This window comes from Candidatus Omnitrophota bacterium (genome assembly GCA_030650275.1).
Lineage (GTDB): Bacteria > Omnitrophota > Gorgyraeia > Zapsychrales > Fredricksoniimonadaceae > JACPXN01.
In genome coordinates this window covers 42,665-62,491 of sequence record JAUSEK010000026.1, presented here as the reverse complement: position 1 = coordinate 62,491, position 19,827 = coordinate 42,665, and the positions used below count along the sequence as shown (strand labels likewise).

At 54.9% G+C, this 19,827-nt stretch carries 20 protein-coding genes; 1 reads left to right on the top strand and 19 read right to left on the bottom strand.

The genetic code is table 11. From position 1 onward, the window contains the following. The 16 genes from Q7K71_08020 to Q7K71_07945 form a co-directional block, all read right to left on the bottom strand. Positions 1–1,106, bottom strand: a 1,106-nt coding sequence (locus Q7K71_08020) for a PLP-dependent aspartate aminotransferase family protein (GenBank protein MDO8676034.1), incomplete at its 3' end; no start/stop codon positions are given. A 25-nt stretch (positions 1,107–1,131) separates the two neighbouring features. Continuing rightward, positions 1,132–1,818, bottom strand: a complete 687-nt coding sequence (locus tag Q7K71_08015) for a hypothetical protein (GenBank protein MDO8676033.1) — start codon at positions 1,816–1,818, stop codon at positions 1,132–1,134. Then, positions 1,815–3,236 (bottom strand): HD domain-containing protein, encoded by a 1,422-nt coding sequence (locus Q7K71_08010; GenBank protein ID MDO8676032.1) that lies wholly within the window; start codon positions 3,234–3,236, stop codon positions 1,815–1,817. Before Q7K71_08010 ends, Q7K71_08015 begins: the two co-directional genes overlap by 4 nt. Continuing rightward, positions 3,233–3,640, bottom strand: a complete 408-nt coding sequence (locus Q7K71_08005; protein MDO8676031.1) for a bifunctional nuclease family protein — start codon at positions 3,638–3,640, stop codon at positions 3,233–3,235. Before Q7K71_08005 ends, Q7K71_08010 begins: the two co-directional genes overlap by 4 nt. A gap of 1 nt (position 3,641) precedes the next feature. Further along, positions 3,642–4,145 (bottom strand): transcriptional regulator NrdR, encoded by a 504-nt coding sequence (gene nrdR / locus Q7K71_08000; GenBank protein MDO8676030.1) that lies wholly within the window; start codon positions 4,143–4,145, stop codon positions 3,642–3,644. A 3-nt stretch (positions 4,146–4,148) separates the two neighbouring features. Further along, a complete protein-coding gene (gene glyA, locus Q7K71_07995) occupies positions 4,149–5,390 on the bottom strand; it encodes a serine hydroxymethyltransferase (GenBank protein ID MDO8676029.1) in 1,242 nt (413 codons plus the stop codon). A gap of 22 nt (positions 5,391–5,412) precedes the next feature. Next, on the bottom strand, positions 5,413–5,865 hold the full coding sequence (gene rpiB, locus Q7K71_07990; protein ID MDO8676028.1) for a ribose 5-phosphate isomerase B: 453 nt from the start codon (positions 5,863–5,865) through the stop codon (positions 5,413–5,415). After that, positions 5,862–6,926, bottom strand: coding sequence for an L-threonylcarbamoyladenylate synthase (locus Q7K71_07985; GenBank protein MDO8676027.1), 1,065 nt, complete (start codon positions 6,924–6,926; stop codon positions 5,862–5,864). Before Q7K71_07985 ends, rpiB begins: the two co-directional genes overlap by 4 nt. Then, positions 6,923–8,206 carry a phosphoribosylamine--glycine ligase gene (gene purD / locus Q7K71_07980; protein MDO8676026.1) on the bottom strand — a complete coding sequence of 428 codons (1,284 nt, stop codon included), beginning with the start codon at positions 8,204–8,206 and terminating at the stop codon, positions 6,923–6,925. Before purD ends, Q7K71_07985 begins: the two co-directional genes overlap by 4 nt. Positions 8,207–8,240: 34 nt before the next feature. Next, the gene (gene purM, locus Q7K71_07975; GenBank protein ID MDO8676025.1) at positions 8,241–9,245 is read right to left on the bottom strand and encodes a phosphoribosylformylglycinamidine cyclo-ligase; all 1,005 of its coding nucleotides are present in this window, start codon (positions 9,243–9,245) and stop codon (positions 8,241–8,243) included. A gap of 3 nt (positions 9,246–9,248) precedes the next feature. Continuing rightward, on the bottom strand, positions 9,249–10,064 hold the full coding sequence (purQ, locus tag Q7K71_07970; protein ID MDO8676024.1) for a phosphoribosylformylglycinamidine synthase I: 816 nt from the start codon (positions 10,062–10,064) through the stop codon (positions 9,249–9,251). Between the two features lie 46 nt (positions 10,065–10,110). Then, positions 10,111–10,785: a TIGR00730 family Rossman fold protein gene (locus Q7K71_07965; protein ID MDO8676023.1), complete on the bottom strand. Its 675-nt coding sequence runs from the start codon at positions 10,783–10,785 to the stop codon at positions 10,111–10,113. Positions 10,786–10,864: 79 nt separating this feature from the next. Continuing rightward, entirely contained in the window at positions 10,865–13,771 is a 2,907-nt protein-coding gene (gene purL / locus Q7K71_07960) for a phosphoribosylformylglycinamidine synthase subunit PurL (protein MDO8676022.1), read from the bottom strand. An 11-nt stretch (positions 13,772–13,782) separates the two neighbouring features. Next, positions 13,783–14,487 carry a phosphoribosylaminoimidazolesuccinocarboxamide synthase gene (locus Q7K71_07955; GenBank protein MDO8676021.1) on the bottom strand — a complete coding sequence of 235 codons (705 nt, stop codon included), beginning with the start codon at positions 14,485–14,487 and terminating at the stop codon, positions 13,783–13,785. Further along, positions 14,487–15,782 (bottom strand): adenylosuccinate lyase, encoded by a 1,296-nt coding sequence (gene purB, locus Q7K71_07950; GenBank protein MDO8676020.1) that lies wholly within the window; start codon positions 15,780–15,782, stop codon positions 14,487–14,489. The genes Q7K71_07955 and purB overlap by 1 nt, the downstream gene beginning before the upstream one ends. Positions 15,783–15,910: 128 nt before the next feature. Then, positions 15,911–16,435: a DUF2059 domain-containing protein gene (locus Q7K71_07945; GenBank protein MDO8676019.1), complete on the bottom strand. Its 525-nt coding sequence runs from the start codon at positions 16,433–16,435 to the stop codon at positions 15,911–15,913. A 78-nt stretch (positions 16,436–16,513) separates the two neighbouring features. On the opposite strand from Q7K71_07945, the gene Q7K71_07940 reads away from it, so the two are divergent. Further along, on the top strand, positions 16,514–17,587 hold the full coding sequence (locus Q7K71_07940) for a polyprenyl synthetase family protein (protein MDO8676018.1): 1,074 nt from the start codon (positions 16,514–16,516) through the stop codon (positions 17,585–17,587). 44 nt (positions 17,588–17,631) lie between these two features. Here Q7K71_07940 and hemW read toward each other — a convergent pair whose 3' ends face one another. The 3 genes from hemW to Q7K71_07925 form a co-directional block, all read right to left on the bottom strand. After that, the gene (hemW, locus tag Q7K71_07935) at positions 17,632–18,753 is read right to left on the bottom strand and encodes a radical SAM family heme chaperone HemW (protein ID MDO8676017.1); all 1,122 of its coding nucleotides are present in this window, start codon (positions 18,751–18,753) and stop codon (positions 17,632–17,634) included. A 140-nt stretch (positions 18,754–18,893) separates the two neighbouring features. After that, on the bottom strand, positions 18,894–19,589 hold the full coding sequence (gene tatC / locus Q7K71_07930) for a twin-arginine translocase subunit TatC (GenBank protein MDO8676016.1): 696 nt from the start codon (positions 19,587–19,589) through the stop codon (positions 18,894–18,896). Continuing rightward, positions 19,586–19,744, bottom strand: a complete 159-nt coding sequence (locus tag Q7K71_07925) for a twin-arginine translocase TatA/TatE family subunit (GenBank protein ID MDO8676015.1) — start codon at positions 19,742–19,744, stop codon at positions 19,586–19,588. The genes tatC and Q7K71_07925 overlap by 4 nt, the downstream gene beginning before the upstream one ends. Positions 19,745–19,827 lie beyond the last annotated feature (83 nt).

The following is a 19,827-nucleotide window of genomic DNA, read 5'->3' as shown; positions in this document are numbered from 1 at the left end:
AGATCTTCGGCGCCTTCAATGCCCAGCGAAACGCGCACGGTTTCCCTGGTGATGCCGGAGACCTTTAAGGCCGTCGGCCCCATGGACGAGTGGCTCATATACCACGGGGTCTCGATCAATGATTCCACCCCGCCCAATGATTCGGCCAGGGCGAAATATTTCAATTTCTTGAAAAACGTATTTAATAGGACCTTGCCGGTGTTCAGCTCAAAGGCCAGCATGCCGCCGAAACCTGTCATCTGTTTGCGGACCAGCTCCGGCTGGGGATGGCTTTTAAGCCCCGGATAATAGACCTTCCTGACGTTCTTGTGCCCCTCGAGGAAACGGGCCACGGCCATGGCATTGTTCTGGTGCGCTTCCATGCGGGGGCCGAGCGTCTTGATCCCGCGCAGGACTAACCACGCGTCATACGGCGATTGCGATACGCCCAACGCATTGACCAGATACCGGCCGCGTTCCTTCAGATCATTGTTGGCATAAACAATGGCCCCACCGACCACATCGCTGTGGCCGTTGAGGTATTTCGTCGTCGAATGGACCACCATATCTACACCGAGCTCCAGCGGCTTCTGGAAATACGGGGACAAAAAGGTATTGTCCGCGACGGTCAGTATCTTTTTCTTGCGGGCGATGGCAACGACCCCTTCAATGTCCACGATATTCAACAGCGGGTTGGACGGCGTTTCGATCCAGATCATTTTTGTTTTGGACGTGACGCTGGCCTTGACCTTCTTGAGGTCGCGCATATTGATGAAGGAAAAATCAAAGCCCATGGGCTTTAAGACCGCGTTGAACAAACGGTAGGTGCCGCCGTAAATGTCGTCGCCGGTGATGATATGGTCGCCGGGCTTGAGGAAAAACAGGACCGCGGTGATGGCGGCCATGCCGGTGGCGGTCGCCGAACAATTGACCCCGCCTTCCAGGGCCGCGATATTGGCCTCCAGCGCCGCGCGCGTGGGGTTGCCGCTGCGGGTGTAATCATAGCCCTTGTGCTTTCCGATGGCGTCAAAAAAGAACGTGGACGTCGGATAGATCGGGGTGATGACGGAATTGAACGTCGTGTCAATGTTAACGCCCGTGTGAACGGACTTTGTACGGATGTTCATGGGAACTCCTTTAATTTTTAGGATGTCATTCTACCACAGCGGGCGCGTTTTTGACAAAGACAAATCCAAGTGTGCGGCCGGTTTTGGGGTCGCGGGCTTTGGAGGTCATTTTGGCCTTCTCCTCTTCGCTTAACCCGTCTTCACAGCGAACGGCCAATTGCCAGGTCGGTTTGGAACGGTTATGCACCTTGGACACCGGTTCCTGTCCCAAAAAACACCCCTTGGTGTAAGACACAAAATCATTCTCGTGGACGTTGAGGATAAAATCATCGTGATAATCCACGCCGTGCAGAGGGATATTATTTTGAAGACGGAATACGGTGAACGCGTCCGCGGCAACATCCAAAGGTATTGCGCGGGCCGTCAGAATGATGCGTCCGGAATTTTGAGGAATGGCGTATTCCCCCCCGGACAGCGGACAATCACCCGAGAGATCAAAATACGCGTTCAAGGCCACGGGCTCGATCGTGGTGTTATTCAGGCGCGCGTATCTATCCGTATGCGCCTTGAGTGCTTCCCACGCCGACGAGGCAATGACCAACAGGAATATGTCATCACCGGCGCGGACCTGATCAAAGGTGGCCACGATGCGGCCATGCATGTTCAGGAATGCGTTGCGCGGCCTATCCAGCGTGTTGGACGTCAGCCCGCTCAAGAACTTCTCCGCGCTCCCCCGGACACTCACAACAGTTTTGTCTAACTTATAGATCATACTTTTGCTATTTTTTTAGCCAAGGCCAACGCTTCGGCCTTGGTTGCTATCTTCCCTAATGATTGCGACTCTTCAACGGCAGTCAGGATCTTGGCAAAAATGGGACCGGGCTCTAATTTCAATGTTTTGATAAGGTCACGGCCGGTGAGCAGGCGTTTGAGCGGGGCCTTATTTTTTTCCTCAAAGAAACGCGCCAGGACCATGCGGCAAATTTTCTCATGGTGTTCGGCTTTTTCCAGCGTGGTCAAAGGCCCGCGGGTCGCGCGCTGGTCGGCCATGGCCAAAAGCGCAATGGCCGCGCCCTCTTTTCCGGTGTCGCGAAAATAACGGAATATTGCTTTTTCCGTCGGACGTTGGAAATTGGACAGGTATCCGGGCCGCAAATGCATACGCACCGCGTCTTCCAGAAAATGGCGTTCCTTGACAGACAATTTCAAACGCTTGGCCGCCAACCGCGTGATGCGCTCGCCCACGTGTTCATGGCCATGAAAGGTGATGCGTTCGCCTTCCGGCTTTCGTGTGTCCGGCTTGCCGACATCATGCAGCAAGGCGGCTAATTTCAAAAGCGCCGCGCGCGAATGGTTTCCAGCGATCTCCTCGCCAAGATAAGCCTGTATTCGCGGGTCTTTTTCCTGCGCGCAAAGAAGTTCAAACTGATGCAGGACCTCCAGCGAATGGCGCCACACGTCCAGATGATGATACCCGCCCTGATGAACGCCCTGCATGACGCTCAATTGCGGCAGGACCCTGGCCAACAACCCGTCCTTGTCCAAAAGAACGGTCGTTTCATAAGCCCTCGGCGAAGAAAGGACCTTGAACACTTCTTCGCGCACCCGTTCCATGGCCGCGTTCAGGATAAGGTCCGCGTCTTTTTTAATGCGGGCAACAGTTTTAGATTCGATCTTCAAACCAAAAACAGCTTTTAACGCGTAGGCGCGCAAAAGTCGTAAGGGGTCGTCCTTAAAAGCATCAACGGACACCATGCGCGCTGTTTTGGTCTTCAAGTCGCGCGCGGCGCCCCAATGGTCCACGATATTTTCTTGCAGATCGTCAGTATCTTTGAGGTTCGTGACATCCACGCATAACGTATTGATGGTAAAGTCCCTGGAGTGCAGATCGGCCTTGATGGTGGGGGCGCGAAGGTCTGAAAAATCAAAAGTCCAGATCGCCTGACCCTCTTTGCACACAACGCGGGCACAGCCGTGTTCTTTGTCCAAAAGCACGAAAGTACCCTTGACCTTGCGGACAAAGGCGCGGGCGAAAGCGACAGCGTTTTCACCGACGGCAAAATCAAGGTCCGTGCTTTTTTTTCCCAGAAGATGGTCGCGCAAAAAACCGCCGACCAAATGGACATTGATCTTTTTCCTCCGGGCGAGGTCCCGGACAATTTTTAAATGGGGAAGGTTGAGGAGGATCATTCCGGTTGCGGCATGGCCGACTTGTCAAAAATATCATCGGCGACAAAAATGGGGGATTTAAGACGCACGGCCATGGCGATGCTGTCCGAAGGCCGGGCATCAATGAGCTTGATCTCCCCCTCTTTGGACCTTATTTCTAGTTTGGCATGAAAAGTATTGTCAACGAGTTTGTCGATGAGTGCGCGCTCCAAACGGCCGCCCAGGACCTCAATGACATTGACTAAAAGATCATGGGTCATGGGACGGGGCATGTCCACGCCGGAGATCTTCAGCCGGATGCTGGAGGCCTCCATGAACCCGATGACGACCGGGATCTGGCGTTCGCCGTCCTTTTCCTTAAGGACGATGATCTGGTCCTGGCGTTTCTCGTCAATGATGATCTTGACCAATTCAACCCTGACCATATCAGCCTTTCCTTTTGGCCTTGCGTGCTTTCAGTTTCTTGTTCTTGGCCTTGTTCTTGCCCAAAATGGTCTGCAACTCGTCCATGAACTGGTTGACATCCCTGAATTGCCGGTAGACCGAGGCGAAACGCACGTAAGCGACCTCGTCCAGGACCGCGAGGCGGTCCATGACCATCTCGCCGATGTCCTTGGCGTTGATTTCCTGGTCGTATTTCTTACGCACGGCGTGCTCAATGCTGTCCACCATGGCCTCGACCTGGTCCACGCTCACCGGCCGCTTCTCACAGGCCTTGACCACACCATTGAGGATGCGCGCGCGGTCAAAGGGCTGGCGCCGGCCGTCGCGCTTGACCACCATCAAAGGCAATTGCTCAATATGTTCGTAGGTGGTGAAGCGCTCCTCGCACTTGGGGCATTTGCGCCGGCGGCGGATGGATGTCCCATCGCTGTTCAAACGCGAATCCACAACACCGGTGTCTTTATATCCGCACGAGGGGCAACGCATGGTCTATAGGTCCTGATAAATGGGAAATTCGTCCGTTAATTTCTGCACGTCGGCGCGCACCTTTTCCAGAGCAGCGGCGTCGGCCCGGCCGGCAATGGCGCTCTCGATCAATTGGGCGATCCTGTCCATTTCTTTTTCCTTCATCCCGCGGGACGTCACCGCCGGGGTGCCGATGCGCACGCCGCTGGTGACCGTCGCGGGCTGGGGATCGAACGGCACAAGGTTCTTGTTGACCGTGATCTGCACTTTGTCCAGCAGTCCGGCCGCGTCCTTGCCGGAAATATTTTTGGATCGCAGGTCCACCATCAATAAATGGTTGTCCGTTCCGCCGGACACGATCCGGTAGCCCCGCGCGGCAAGGGCCTTGGCGAACGCGACGGCGTTGGAAACGACCTGCTTCTGGTATTGCTTGAATTCCGGGGACAAGGCCTCTTTGAACGATACGGCCTTGGCCGCGATGATGTGCATCAAAGGCCCGCCCTGGATGCCGGGGAAAATGGCGCTGTCGATCTTTTTAGCAAATTCCTGACGGCAAAGGATCATGCCTCCGCGGGGGCCGCGCAGGGTCTTGTGCGTCGTGGTGGTGACAAATTCGGCGTATGGCACGGGACTCGGATGTAACCCCGCCGCGACCAATCCCGCAAAGTGGGCCATATCCACAAATAAATACGCGCCAACCTTGTCCGCGATCTGACGGAAACGTTTGAAATCCAAAGGTCTTGAATACGCGGAATAACCGGCCACGATCATTTTGGGCTTATGTTCCACCGCCAAACGCTCAACCTCATTCATATCAATGAGCTCGGTCTTTTGATCCACCTTATACGAAACAAAATGATACAGGCGTCCGGAAATATTGATCTTCAAGCCGTGGGTCAAATGCCCTCCGCAGGCCAGGTCCAAACCCATGACCGTATCGCCGGGGCTTAACACGGACAGATACACGGCCGTGTTGGCCTGGGAACCGGAATGCGGCTGGACATTGACATGCTCGGCGCCGAACAGGGCCTTGGCCCGTTCAATAGCCAGGCGTTCCACCGTGTCCACGTGCTCGCATCCGTTATACCAGCGCGCCGCCGGATACCCTTCCGCGTATTTATTGGTCAAGACCGACCCTGCCGCCTCCAGAACCGCGGCAGAGACAATATTCTCGGAGGCGATGAGTTCCAGATTGTTCTTCTGGCGCTTGAGTTCATGTTGAATGGCCCCGGAAATTTCCGGATCGGTGCGGCGCAAATGGTCCATCATAGTCCCTTTCAAGATAATTTTATTTTAAGAATTCCCGTTCGATCGCCTTGATCTGATCGGTGCGGCGCAAATGCCGGCCGCCCTCAAATTCCGACGTCAGCCAGGCGTCAATGATGGCCAGGATCTGGGCCTCGCCGACGAATTTGGCACCGATGACCAGGATATTGGCGTTATTGTGCTGGCGCGCAAAACGGGCCGCCTGGGTGTTGTAACACAAAGCCGCGTAGGCCCCGGGCACCTTGTTGGCGGCGATGGAATGTCCGATGCCGGTCATGCACAAAAGGATGCCCCGGCTTTCCGCTGTTTTGACCACGCGCAGGGCCACGTCTTTGGAAATGGGCGGATAATCGCAATCCACACCCTCAACGCTGGTGCCCACATCCGTGACCTGGTGGCCCAGGGCGGCCAAGTGAGCGGTGACTTTCTTTTTCAATGGGAAACCGCGGTGGTCCGCGCCGATAAAAATTTTCATAAAAGGTCCACGATCTTTCCGACCGCCTCATCAATGGTTAACAGGCATTCCTCATAAGCCGCGCGCGGCTGGCCGATGGGATCCGGCACGTCCATGTCGGTCTCAACACTGCGGGGATCAGAGGCAAATTCCTTGAGCAGATACACCCTTTTCTCGACGGGCGGCACGCGGTCAAGGATCTGGGCGCGGTGGCCGCGGGTCATGGCGAAGATGAGGTCGCTCTTGCGTAGCATGATGCGCCCCAGCGGTGTGGACTGGTGGCCGCCGGCATCAATGCCCCTCTGCTTTAAGACCGCGATGGTCTCCTGGCTGGCCGGGGTCTTGAAAAAAACGTTCGTGCCGGCGGAAAGGACTTCCACGTCCGGACGACCTTTGAGTTTTGCTTTCAGCAGATACTCGGCCATCACCGACCGGCAGCTGTTGCCGGTGCATACGAACAGAACGCACTTTTTGTTGATGGTGCGGTCCACGTCCGGCTGGGTGATGCCCCCGTCGCGGATGACCGTCGGTTTCTCCTTCGTGAAATCCACGATGGTCGAGGAAACGCCGAACTCAACGCCTCCCCCGTCAATGGCTAGGTCCACCTGGCCCTCAAGGTCCACCATCGCCTCACGCAGGTTGGTCGGCGGTTTTTTCCCTTCAATATTGGCCGAAGGCGCGGCAATGGTGCATCCGGATTCTTCCACCAGGCGCAAAGCAATGGTGTGGTCGGGCATGCGCACCCCGATGGTCGCCCCTTCCTCCCTGGCCGGAACAATGACCGTCAAAGGTCCGGGCCAGTATTTGTCGATCAGTTTATACAAATTCGGTTCGGTATAAGACGAATAATTGTCAATGATGCCGCGCTGGGCGACCAAAATGGAGAATGGCTTGTCTTCCGCGCGGCGTTTGACCTTCTTTAAACGTTCCATGGCCTTGGGGTTATTGGAATCCGCCGCGATGCCGTAGACGGTTTCCGTCGGAAAAACGACCAGCCCGCCCCGGCGGATGACGCGCGCCGCCTCGGCGATCTTGTCGGGCTCGGGGAGCGCGCTGTTGATGGTGAGCACCCTGGTTTTCATTTTTTCCCTCCGACGGCTTTCAAGGCCTTTTGACCGATGTCGCGCCGGAAAAAGCAATGGTCAAAATGGATCTTTTCGAGAGCGCTATAAGCATGGGCGATGGCCTCTTCCAAACCATGGCCCAAAGCGGTGACGCCTAAAACACGCCCGCCGCCGGTGACCAGGGTGCCGCCGTCATTTTTTGTCCCCGCGTGAAATACGACCGTGTCCTCATCGGCGACCTCATCCAGTCCCGTAATGGGAAATCCGCTCTGGTACGGGCCCGGATACCCGCCGGCGCTGACGACGACACACACGCAGGAACGCGGGTCCCATTGCACGGACAGTTCATGCAGATGCCCGTCGCAGGCCGCGAGCATAATTTCCACCAAGTCCGTCTTTAAACGCGGCAAAATGCTTTGGGTCTCTGGATCGCCGAAACGCACATTGAATTCCAGCACCATGGGCCCCGACGCCGTGAGCATGAGCCCGGCGTACAAAACGCCCTTAAAAGGCACGTTTTCCTGATACATGCCGCGGATCGCCGGCTCGATCACGCGGGCAATGACCGTTTTAAGAACATCCGCCGTGACCACCGGGGCCGGACAATAAGAACCCATGCCGCCGGTGTTGGGTCCCAGGTCGTCATCAAAGATACGCTTATGGTCCTGGGCCGCGGGCAGGACCAAAAAATGTTTGCCATCGCTGATGGCCAATATCGACGCCTCTGCCCCCTGCAGACATTCCTCGATGACGACACGGTCCCCGGCGTTGCCAAAAATCTTCTGGACCATGATCTCATCAATGGCCGTTTGCGCTTCCTTCAAATGGCCGCACACATAAACGCCTTTGCCCGCGGCAATGCCGTCGGCCTTGACCACGAGGGGGAACTGGGCCTGCGCCAAAAAAGCGTTGGCCTTTGCGGCATCATCAAAGACCTTGTAGACCGCCGTCGGAATATTGCGCCGGTGCATGAATTCTTTGGCAAAGGCCTTGCTGCCCTCCAATTGCGCGGCCAGAGCGCTGGGGCCGAAGATCTTCATGCCCTTCTGCGTAAAAACATCCACAATGCCTTTGACCAGGGAGGCCTCAGGCCCGACCACGGTCAGGTCGATCTTTTTTTCAAAAGCGAATTTCAACAGACCGTCAATGTCCTCAACGCCGATGTTGACGCATTCGGCAATGCGGCTGATACCGCCATTGCCCGGCACGCAAAAAAGTTTTTTGACCTTAGGGCTTTGTTTGATCTTCCAGCACAGCGCGTGTTCGCGTCCGCCGGAGCCAATGACCAGAATATTCATATGGATTGTCATTCCCGCGAAAGCGGGAATCCATTTATCTAAACACTACTTTGCGTTTTGAATCCCGGATCACTTGACCGATCACAAACGGCTCCACCTTATGCCGGCGCAGAACTGCTTGCGCTAAAGCGGCCTTTTGGGGGCTGACCACGAGCGCGAATCCGATGCCCATGTTAAAGGTGCGGTACATTTCATGTTCAGACACCCTGCCCTTGTCTTGGATCAATTGAAAAATACGCGGCTTGGGCCAACTATTCTTATCGACGGAAAAACATAAACCCTTAGGCAAGATTTTTGTCAACTTTTCAACCCATGCCCCGCCGGTCATGTGCGCCATGCCTTTGACATTCACGCGGGCGATCAGGTCCAGCACCGGCTTGACATAAATGCACGTGGCTTTAAGCAGGATCCCGGCGTACATTTTCTGCTCGCGCAATGACAGGGCCTTGCGCGCCAGCGAGTAACCGTTGGAATGCAGACCCGACGACGGAAGGCCTATGAGCACGTCCCCTGCTTTGATCGTGGAACCGTCAATGATCTTGTCCCTATCAACAATGCCAACGGTAAAACCAGCCAGATCATAATCCTTGGGCCTGTACATGCCAGGCATCTCGGCGGTTTCTCCGCCGATGAGCGCGCATCCGGCAAGCCGGCAGCCGGCCACGATCCCTTTCATGACATCATTGAGCACCCTGCGGTCTAATTTCCCGCAGGCGATATAATCCAGAAAAAACAGCGGCCTGGCGCCCGTGCACAGGATATCGTTGACGTTCATGGCCACGAGGTCAATGCCCACGGTGCCGTGTTGGCCAACCCCATTGGCCACCAGCAATTTTGTCCCAACCCCGTCGGTGGACGAGACCAAGACCGGTTTCTGATATCCTTTGAGCGGTGGGGCGAACAGCGCACCGAAAGAACCAGGGCGCGACATCACACCGGGTCTCGCCGTACTTTTAGCCATGGTCCTGATGCCGTCCACGAAGCGGTTGGCCGCGTCAATGTCCACCCCGGCGGTCTTATAGGTCAATCGTTGTGCCATATCTCACAATAAACGCGAACGGACATAGTTCACGCCATTCTCAAAAATTTTTGCGCCGTCGCCGAATTCACTTGTTTGCGGACGCCTCGTCCAGGATGGATGCTGGATCGCGAAAAAATGCCGTTCCGGATGCGGCATCAGGCCCAGCACGCGGCCGGTCGTATCGCAGATGCCGGCGATGTCTTCCACCGAACCATTAGGGTTGTCAGGGTAACCCGGCTTGCCCTGAGCTTTGTCGAAGGGTTTTCCCCCATCCGCGGCGCAATAACGGAACACGATCTGGCTATTTTTCTTTAATAATTGTAGCACATTGCCGCTGACAGGGATAAATTTCCCTTCCCCGTGCGCCACGGGCAGGTCAATGCGTCCGGGCAGCCCTTTGGTCCACACGGATTTGCCGCCCACGGTCAAATGCGTCCATCGGGCCTCGAACTTCGCCGAATCATTGTTAAAAAGCGTGGCCTCCTGCCCGGACCGGGCATCTAAACCAGGCAGGATCCCTGCTTTGACCAGGACCTGGAACCCGTTGCAGATACCGATGACCAATTTTCCATCGGCAATGAACCGTTTGAGGTCATCGCCCAATTTCAAGCGCAACTCATTGGCCAAAATGCGGCCGGAGGCGATGTCATCCCCGTAACTGAAACCACCGGGCAGGGCCAGGATATGGTAGTCCGACAATTTTCTTGTCCGGCTGACCAGGGCATTGACATGCACCTGCTCAACGTCGGCACCAAAACGGGCAAAGGCGAAGGCCGTTTCCTCGTTGCAATTGGTGCCTGCCGTGCGCAGGACGACCACTTTCACTGGTTTGGACATAATGTTCTGGACCCCCGATTAAAACATTCGGGGGTGACAATGGTTATTATTGGCCATGTTTCTTACTATAAAATTTCTTGATGATCCTGACAACATCTTCCGGCCGGTCCACGACCTGCATAATATTCAAGTCCTTGGCTTCAATGCAATCTTCCTCAAGCATGGAGGTCCTGAACCAGTTCAGAAGCCCTTTCCAATATTTGCTCCCGAAAAGGATGACGGGAAACGGTTCCATGCGCTGGGTCTGGATGAGCGTGATGCTCTCCGAAAGTTCATCAAGCGTGCCGTAGCCGCCTGGGAAGATCACAAAGGCCTTGGCGTATTTGACAAAACACACCTTGCGGCAGAAAAAATAATGGAAATTGATCAAATGATTGATGTGCGGGTTGGGTTTTTGTTCAAAGGGCAGGTCAATGTTAAGCCCGATGGACTTGCCGGCGGCCGACTCCGCCCCTTTATTGGCCGCCTCCATGATGCTGGGACCCCCACCGGTGATGATGGCATATCCGGCCTTGACTAAAAGGTGTGATGTCCTCTCCGCGGCCCTGTAATAAGGACTTCCGGACTTGATGCGCGCGGAACCGAAAATGCTCACCGCCGGCCCGATCTTGGACATCTGGTCAAACCCGTCAACAAATTCCGCCATGATGCGAAAGACCCGCCACGGGTCTTCCATCAGGTCCAGGTCAGGCACGTGCGGATGTTTGATTTTCTTTGCCATAAAACTCCTTGTCATTCCCGCGAAAGCGGGAATCTAGTGCACTGGACCCCCGATAAAAACATTCGGGGGTGACAGCCGGTTAAATAGACAATGCCATTTGCCAAACATCTTTGAGATCATTGATCCCCGCGTGAATGACCGGCACGTCCTTAAGGCCGTAGACCAAAAATTCCGGGGACTGCCCGACCATGCCGATCTTCGCGTGCGCCGTGTCTTTGAGCAGACGCACGAAAAATGCCTCATGCGCGGGCGCGACCTCGACGAGCATCCGGGAATTGGATTCGGAAAATAAAATAATGTCGTCGCGCTTTGACGCGCCCTGATACGGGACATTTTTTAACAAGACCGTCGCACCCAAACCGCCCGCGAAAGCCATTTCGGCCAAGGCCACGGCCAGACCGCCCTCGGAACAATCATGCATGGCCTGCGCCAACCCCGACTGTACAGCCGTATGAAGGGCTTTGTATATTTGCAGGGCCCGACGGGCATCAACTTTAGGGACACCGGACCCCAACTGACCGTGATTGTCTAAATAAACGGATCCGCCCATCTCATCCAGTGTTCTGCCCACCATATAGATCGCGTTGCCGGAACGCTTGAAGTCCATGGTGACGCAGCGCCGCACGTCGTCCATGATGCCTAAGGCCGAAATAAGGACCGTGCCCGGAATGGCCAGTGACTTGCCTTTGCGGGTATATTCATTATACAAACTGTCCTTGCCGGAAATGAACGGGGTGCCGAATGCCTTGGCGAATTCATAACACCCTTGCGCGCAGCGCACCAGGGTCCCCAGACGGTCGCTCTTGTCCGGATTGCCCCAGCAAAAATTATCCAATAACGCGATACGTTGGACATCACCGCCGACAGCGACGATCTGTCGTATGGCCTCGTCAATGCAGGAGGCGGCCATCCAGAACGGGTCGATCATGCCGTAACGGACGTTGATGCCATTGGACACCGCAATGCCCCGATTGCTCTGCAATCGGGGCCGCAATACCGCCGCATCCGAAGGCCCGTCGCTGAAAACACCGACCAGGGGCTTGATGACACTGGTCCCCTGCACCTCATGGTCATAGACCCGGATGACGCTTTCTTTGGAAGCGACATTGTTATGAGCTAAAGCCGCGCGCAGATCAGCGGTCAGGTTTTTCTTGACTGCCGGCAATTTTTCTTTTTTAACAGCCGGGGCACGATACACGGCTTCCTTGGTGATCTGAGGCAAACCATCGTGGACAAAAACCATGTCCAGATCCGCCACCTGTCGGCCGCAATAAAAAAGCCGCAGGCGCTTGCCGCCAAACTCGCCGATGACCGCGGCCTCGACATTCTCATCCGCGCACAATTTCAAGAACTCATTGATCTTCGCGGGCGGCACGGCCAGGACCATGCGCTCCTGCGATTCGGAGATCCATATCTCGTCATAACGCAGGCCTTCATATTTGAGCGGCGCTTTGTCCAGGTCCACCCGGGCCCCGGCCTCCTGGCCCATTTCCCCGACAGCGCTGGAAAAACCACCGGCCCCGCAATCGGTGATGGCCGAATACAGCCCTTTGCCGCGCGCCTTTAAGAGCGCGTCCAGGACCTTCTTTTCTTCAATGGGATTGCCGATCTGCACAGCGCCCGAAGAGATCGTTTCTGATTCATTGGTCAATTCTCCCGACGAGAACGTGGCGCCGTGGATGCCATCGCGGCCGGTGCGCCCTCCCATGGTCACAATGAGGTCCCCGGCGTTGACCTTCTTATTTTCCTTGCCCTTGGGAATAAGCCCCACGTTACCGCAAAAAACCAGCGGGTTGCCCGCGAAACCACGGTCAAAAACAATGGCACCGTTGACCGTGGGGATGCCCATCTTGTTGCCGTAATCGCGCACGCCGCTGACCACCCCTTTCATCACGCGTTGAGGATGCAGGGTTCCGGCGGGCAATTGGCTGGCAGGCGTGTCCGGCGGGGCAAAACAAAAAATATCGGTATTGCACAATGGTTTGGCGGCCAGCCCCGTGCCCAGCGTGTCGCGGATGACCCCGCCCACACCGGTATTGGCCCCGCCGAATGGTTCCAGGGCGGAGGGATGATTGTGCGTTTCCACCTTGAAACACACGTGATAATCGTCGTCAAAAGTGATGACCCCGGCATTGTCATGGAACACGGACACGCACCAGGGCTTGTTAAGTTCATGCGTGACTTTGGCAATGAAGGATTTGAACAAACTGCGGATGACAATGGTTTTGGACTTTTTCCCGTCGTAAGCCGTATAACGGATATTGCCGCGGAAGGTCTTGTGGCAGCAATGCTCGCTCCAGGTCTGGGCAATGGTTTCCAGCTCTACGTCGGTGGGGTTGCGCTTTTCCTTACGGAAATAATCCCGAATAGCCTTCATCTCGTCAAGGTTAAGATACAACTGCCCCTGGCGGCTCAAATCCCGAAGCCCTTTGTCCGAGGAGCCCAGCAGATCCACCGTGACCATGTTAAACGCGTTGCTGGAAGCTGTGGAGGAAATGTTTTTGAAAGGGTCGGCGGGTTTAACAACGGCGTGCTGGATGAGTTTGTTCATCAGCACACGGCTGGTGATGGAAGCGGCTTGTGCTTTGGAGAGCTTGCCCCAGAAAAGATACTGTTTGGCTGTGCGCACCGCGCGGATGCCGGCGAGGCCCAGATCACGGATGGCCTTGACCGTGGATGCCTCGACCGGGTCCATGACGCCGGGATTATAAGCGATCTCGACGGTGTGGTTGGGCTTACCGCCCTTGCCCCAAACACCCATGGGCTTGGCGGCATAACGGTATTCCTGGACAACGGGGTCACACAGAAGTTCGCGGCAGATCCTGTCTGCGTCCGTGCCGTTCAATGGGCCGTGCAAAAGATACACCGCTGCGGTCCGCACGCGTTTGACCGACGTCAGTCCCAGATCAACGATCTCCTGGGCAATGCTTTGCCCAAGACAGTCATTGACCCCTTCTTTTTCACGGATCTCTACACGCCAAACCATAAGGTGAGAATTTAAGCGCTGACGCGGCGCAGAACTTCCTGATAGGCCTCTTCGATATTGCCCAAGTCCCTGCGGAAACGGTCCTTATCGAGCTTTTCGCCCGTACCCAATTCCCATAAACGGCAGGTATCAGGAGAGATCTCATCCGCCAGGATGATATCGCCTTTGCAGCGTCCGAATTCCAGTTTAAAGTCGATCAGTTCAATGTTCAGTTTTTTGAAAAACGCCTGCAAATGCCCGTTGATGGACAGGGCCATCGCGGAGATCTTTGTCATTTCCTCGTCGGTGGCAAGCCCCAGGGCCCGGATGTGATACTCATTGACCAGAGGATCGCCCAAAGCGTCATTCTTGTAGCAGAATTCCAGCGTCGGACAGGCCAGGGTCGTGCCTTCGGCCAGGCCCAGCAAACGGCACAAGGTCCCGGCGGCGCGGTTGCGCACGATGACCTCCAAAGGGACGATGCTCACCTTTTTGACCAGCATTTCCCGGTCGCTCAACAGGCGTTCAAAATGCGTCGGGATGCCGCAGCCGGCCAGATACTCAAAGATCTTGGCCGCGATGCGGTTGTTCATGATCCCCTTTTCACGGATGGTCCCTTTCTTGGCGGCGTTAAACGCCGTGGCATCATCCTTGAAATATTGGATGAGCAGGTCCGGGTCCTGGGTCGTGTAAAGGATCTTGGCCTTGCCTTCGTAGATCGGCTGGACTTTCTGCATCATTTGATCCCCGCGCGTTTAAAGACCTTGTCGCGATGACGGATGTAAAACTTGATGTCAAAGCACCCGTCGATCTCGTTCTTGGAAAGATATTTGCGCACGCGCCGGTCGCGGTACAGCACGTCCTTGAACTCCGTGCTTTCCTGCCAGACCTGCATGGCGCAGGATTGGATGATCTCGTACGCCGTGTCGCGGGGCAGGCCTTTTTTCATGAGCTCCAAAAGAATACGCTGGGAATAAATGAGCCCGCGCGTCTTGGACAGCGACGCGATCATATTCTTGGGGTACACCAGCAGTCCCTCAACGATGGGGATGAACTTGTTGAGCATGTAATTCAAAGCGATCGTTGAATCCGGCAAAATGACGCGCTCGGCGGAAGAATGGCTGATGTCGCGCTCGTGCCAGAGATTGATGTTCTCAAAAGCCACCATGGCGTTGGCGCGCAAAATGCGGGACAACCCGCAGATGCGCTCGCAGGTCACGGGGTTTCTCTTGTGCGGCATGGCCGACGAACCGATCTGGCCCTTGAAGAACGGCTCTTCAACTTCCAGCAATTCCGTCTTTTGCAAAGCGCGGATCTCGGTGGCAAATTTCTCCAGCGAACAGCCGATCAGGGCCAGCGTCGTGACAAAATGGCAATGGTGGTCGCGCTGGATGATCTGGGTGGCCACATTGGCGGCCTTCAGCCCCAGTTGGGCGCAGACATATTCCTCGACGGATGGCTCCACACTGGCGTACGTGCCGACCGCGCCGGAGAGTTTGCCGATGCGCATGCTCTCGCGGGCCTGCTGCATGCGTTCCAGATTGCGGTTCATCTCGTCGTACCAGATGGCCAGTTTCAAACCGAAGGTGGTCGGCTCGGCATGCACGCCGTGGGTGCGGGCGACACAGACCGTGTCCTTGTATTTCTTGGCCTTTTCTTTAATGACCCCCGCGAATTTCTTGATGTCGGCGATGAGGATGTCGCTGGCTTCCACGCATTGCACGGACAGCGACGTGTCCAGAAGGTCCGAGGAGGTCAGGCCCATATGCAGGTATTGGGCGTCGGAACCGAGGTTCTGCCCCACGTTCTGGATGAAGGCGACCACATCGTGTTTGGTGCGCTCTTCAATGCGGCGGACTTCATCAATGTCAAATTTGGCGTTCTTGCGGATCTTCTCCATGGCCGCCTTGGGAATAAGCCCTATCTTGGACATGGCCTCGCAGGCCAGGACCTCGATCTTGAGCATGATCTCCATCTTATGCTCATCCGACCAAATACGGCTCATTTTGGACAAACTGTAACGATCGATCATGATGTTCTCCTCAAAGGGTTTATGAAGATCTTGTGAGGCGGAAAGCGGGGATAATATAGCAGAGAAAATCCGGACGGTCAACCTAAAAAGCGCGTCCGGACTATGAAAATTCTATAACTTATTGATTCTTATTGGGTTACGTTCTTGTCAGTATCTTCGGGAGCAACGGGAAATTTCTCTTCAAAATACTTGGCGCTGATGTCAACGCTTTCCTCCATCAAGACCGGGATGGTTTGCAGGAGCCTCTGCCCTTCAGGAGAGGAATAAAAAGTGATATAGGCCTTGAGTTCATCCGCGCTGAAGTGTTTGTCATACAAAGGGATGAGTTGTTCAATGATCTCGTCCACGCGGACATTGTCTTTGAACTTCTGTGTTTGCGGGTCATCGGACCCCATGTCCTCAAACATGGTGTTCAGGTTTTGTTCCATGGCGGACTTGGTGCCGAAGGTGTCGATGAATTTGAGGATGAGTTCCCGCTTTTCGCCCATGACCGCGGGTGCTGGCTCGGCGGGTGCGGCGGCCGGAGCCGGCGCAACGGCCGCGGGTTGCGCGGCCGCATCCGCAGCAGTCGTTGCAGGTTGCGTCTCCTCCTGGGCATGGACCGGCGCACAAATCATTAAGATCAAAACAGGAACACAAAGAATTATTTTCATGATTTTATTGTAGATCAACCGTGCGCTTGATGAAAGGAATATTTGAGATAAATAAACGGATATGTTAGGATAACCCCCGTGATCATTGAACGCATCCGCAAAAATATTGACGCGAGTTTAGCTTCCTTCCTCAACACCGTCAAAAAGGACTACAAGCTCCACCTCGTCAGCCCACTCCTGTTCGAAAGCATCCGCGAATTCACCTTGCGCGAAGGCAAACGCATCCGCCCTTTGCTCTTGATCCTGACCTACAAGGGCTACGCGCCCAAAGACAGGGCCATCGCGAAAACATTATACAATGCCTCAACGTGCATGGAATTCCTGCACAATTTCATGCTCATCCACGACGACATCATTGACCGCTCCAACCTGCGCCGCGGCAGACCAACGCTCCACAAGGTCCTGGCCAAAACAGTCCCGACGACAAACCCGGATAAGCTGGGCATTGACCTTGGCATCATCACCGGCGATATCGTCTATGCCTTGGCCATTGACGCGTTTTTGGCGGTCAAAGAACCGCCGGAGCGCAAAGAGCGCGCGCTCAAATATTTCATCCAGACCGCGGCATTCACCGCCATGGGGGAATTCATTGACACGGTGCACGGCGTTGAGCGTTTGGACCGGGTGACGGAAAAAGACGTCTTCCTGAATTATACGCTCAAGACCGCCCGTTACACCTTTGACTGCCCCATGGTCACCGGCGCCATCCTCGCCGGCGCCAACAACAACGAGATCAAAAAATTGTCCCGCTTCGGCATCCTCATCGGCCAGGCCTTCCAGATCCAGGACGATATCATCGGCATTTACGAGACGGAAAAAAACATCGGCAAAAGCATCTTGAGCGATCTGGCCGAATCCAAAAAAACACTGCTGGTCTGCCATGCCAACCGGACTCTGCGCGGCAAACAAAAAGCGGAATTCCTGAAAATATTCAACAAGCCGGTCAAAACGATGGGTGATCTACGGCAGGTGAGGCGTATTTTCGTTGAGGGCGGGAGCTTGAATTACGCGTTCGCGGCGATCGAAACACGTTTGAAACAGGCGCAAAATATTTTAGAAAACTTGAAAATGCACGCCGAATACCGCGATCTGATCCGCGCGTCCTTGCTGAAACTCTTCAGCCATAGCCAACGGATCGCCGCGCATTTTTAGAAGGTAGCACCTGCCTTCTTTCAAGAAGGCAGGTGCTACCTTAATTAAACCAACCGGCTGGCGATCTCGTCCAGGACCAAACGGCCTTTCATGGTCGCGCGCACCGTGGTCCCTTCTTTTTCCAAAAACCCCTCCTCCACAAGTTCCGTGACCTGCCGCAAAACATCCTTTTCCAGAGGACATCCGATCTCATCTTCAAGGACCGCGTGATCAACGCCCTTGTTCGTGCGCAGTCCCAGAACAAAACGTTCGCCCAAACGCTGGCGAGGCGATAAATTTTCCTCACCGGCAACGGCGCTTCCGGCCGCGTTCACCTTCTCTAAATAAGGGACTAGTTTGTCCTCATTCCAAAACCTGCGTCCGGCCGCATGACTGTGCGCGCCCATGCCTAAGCCGATATAATCCCCGCCCGTCCAATAATGGCTGTTGTGCCGGCTTTCATACCCGTGGCGGGCGAAATTGCTGATCTCATACTGGCACAATCCGGCTGTTTCCAACACCCGCGTCACAAGTGCATAATGGCGGGCCAATTTTTCTTCATCATCCAATTTCATTTGCCGGGCATAAAAACGGCTGTTGGGCTCAATGGTCAACGTATAGACGGACACGTGCTCGCTGCCCAGATCCGCGAGCCGGCGCGCGTCATTGTCCAACTCCTCTTCGCTTTGCCCGGGAAAACCATACATCAGATCCACGTTGATGTTGCCGAATCCCGCCGAACGCAAACATTCAAAGGCCGCCCGGGCCCTTGCGGCATCGTGCGTGCGCCCCAAGAATTTCAAATAGCGGTCATCAAATGTTTGCGCGCCCATGCTCACGCGGTTGAATCCAAGGTCCAACAGGCATTGGGATTTTTCAGCATTAATATCATCGGGATTCGCCTCAATGGTGATCTCACAGCCGGGCTCAAAAACGAAATGGCCGCGCAGAAATTTCATCAGACGTTTCAATTGAACGGCGGATAAAAATGTCGGTGTGCCGCCGCCCAGATAAACAGTATTCAGCCGCGCGCCGCGATGGGCCTGTGCTTCGCGCTCAAGCGCTCCGATATAATCGTCCGCGCGATGGCCTTGTCCGACGCTGACGGCAAAAGAACAGAACAAACACTTGTTCAGGCAGAACGGGACGTGAACATATAAAGAATTTTTATTAAAAAATTTTTGCATATCAGTACGGCTGTGCTACTATTGAATTAACAAATCAATCCTTAAGAAAGGAGAACACCATGGCCACCAAGAAAAAGAAGAAAACAGCTAAAAGAAAATAAGTACCACGCATTGTTTTTTTCATAAAACCCTCTGATGTTTCAGGGGGTTTTATGTTTATACCCGATCCGCGTAAAAATAATCCCCAACTCATACAATGCCAGCATCGGCACGGCCAATAAGACCTGCGACACCACATCCGGCGGCGTCAGGACCGCGGCAACGATTAGGATGATGATGACTGCGTGCCGCCGTTTTTGGCGCAGGAATTCCGGTGTCGCGATGCCGATCTTCGCCAGAAACGCCATCACCAGCGGCAATTCAAAGGCAACGCCGAACGCCACCACCAGATTGCCCAAAAATCCCATGTAATTCCCGACACTGACCATGGGCACCAGATCAGACGACGCAAACCCCATCAGGAACCTGTAGGCCATGGGCACGGCCACGAAAAAAGCGAACGCCACGCCGGACAAGAAAAAAAGCAAGGACAAAGGGCCGAAAAACACAATGAACCGGCGTTCATCGGGTTTAAGGGCCGCGGCGGCGAACATCCACAGTTGATATAAAATGAACGGGAAGGAAAGGACGAAACCCGCGGTGACCGCCACCGTGATGTGGGCGCCGAAGGCCTCGCCAGGCGAGGTAAAGACCAGCTGCCCGGCAGGCTGGATAAGCCAGGACAAAAGCCGGCCGGTGAAGTTAAAACAGACAAGGACCGCCAGGAAGAAAACCGCCAGGGACGTTAAAATGCGGCGGCGCAGTTCATCTAAGTGGGCGAAAAACGGACCCTTCACTTCTTGACGTCATCCTCAACGTCGTGCATGCTTTTCTTGAACCCGCGGATGGCCTTGCCGATGGCGCTGCCGATCTCCGGCAATTTCTGGGCCCCGAACAAAAGCACGAAAACGGCAACGATAAGGATCAATTCCGGCATTCCGATACGTCCCATGGGTTTATCTCCTGTTGATGATCAAGATCACGCCTTTATATAACACAAAACTTGCATTTCGTAAAAGGATATGGCATACTACA

Excerpts from the sequence above, each read along its gene's own strand:
- nrdR (MDO8676030.1), bottom strand. The coding sequence starts at position 4,145 with ATGCGTTGCCCCTCGTGCGGATATAAAGACACCGGTGTTGTGGATTCG.
- Q7K71_08015 (MDO8676033.1), bottom strand. The coding sequence starts at position 1,818 with ATGATCTATAAGTTAGACAAAACTGTTGTGAGTGTCCGGGGGAGCGCG.
- glyA (MDO8676029.1), bottom strand. The coding sequence starts at position 5,390 with ATGGACCATTTGCGCCGCACCGATCCGGAAATTTCCGGGGCCATTCAA.
- Q7K71_07965 (MDO8676023.1), bottom strand. The coding sequence starts at position 10,785 with ATGGCAAAGAAAATCAAACATCCGCACGTGCCTGACCTGGACCTGATG.
- Q7K71_08005 (MDO8676031.1), bottom strand. The coding sequence starts at position 3,640 with ATGGTCAGGGTTGAATTGGTCAAGATCATCATTGACGAGAAACGCCAG.
- Q7K71_07985 (MDO8676027.1), bottom strand. The coding sequence starts at position 6,926 with ATGAAAACCAGGGTGCTCACCATCAACAGCGCGCTCCCCGAGCCCGAC.
- purM (MDO8676025.1), bottom strand. The coding sequence starts at position 9,245 with ATGGCACAACGATTGACCTATAAGACCGCCGGGGTGGACATTGACGCG.
- Q7K71_07925 (MDO8676015.1), bottom strand. The coding sequence starts at position 19,744 with ATGGGACGTATCGGAATGCCGGAATTGATCCTTATCGTTGCCGTTTTC.
- Q7K71_07955 (MDO8676021.1), bottom strand. The coding sequence starts at position 14,487 with ATGCAGAAAGTCCAGCCGATCTACGAAGGCAAGGCCAAGATCCTTTAC.
- Q7K71_07945 (MDO8676019.1), bottom strand. The coding sequence starts at position 16,435 with ATGAAAATAATTCTTTGTGTTCCTGTTTTGATCTTAATGATTTGTGCG.
- rpiB (MDO8676028.1), bottom strand. The coding sequence starts at position 5,865 with ATGAAAATTTTTATCGGCGCGGACCACCGCGGTTTCCCATTGAAAAAG.
- purL (MDO8676022.1), bottom strand. The coding sequence starts at position 13,771 with ATGGTTTGGCGTGTAGAGATCCGTGAAAAAGAAGGGGTCAATGACTGT.
- hemW (MDO8676017.1), bottom strand. The coding sequence starts at position 18,753 with ATGCAAAAATTTTTTAATAAAAATTCTTTATATGTTCACGTCCCGTTC.
- purD (MDO8676026.1), bottom strand. The coding sequence starts at position 8,206 with ATGAATATTCTGGTCATTGGCTCCGGCGGACGCGAACACGCGCTGTGC.
- purQ (MDO8676024.1), bottom strand. The coding sequence starts at position 10,064 with ATGTCCAAACCAGTGAAAGTGGTCGTCCTGCGCACGGCAGGCACCAAT.
- purB (MDO8676020.1), bottom strand. The coding sequence starts at position 15,782 with ATGATCGATCGTTACAGTTTGTCCAAAATGAGCCGTATTTGGTCGGAT.
- Q7K71_08010 (MDO8676032.1), bottom strand. The coding sequence starts at position 3,236 with ATGATCCTCCTCAACCTTCCCCATTTAAAAATTGTCCGGGACCTCGCC.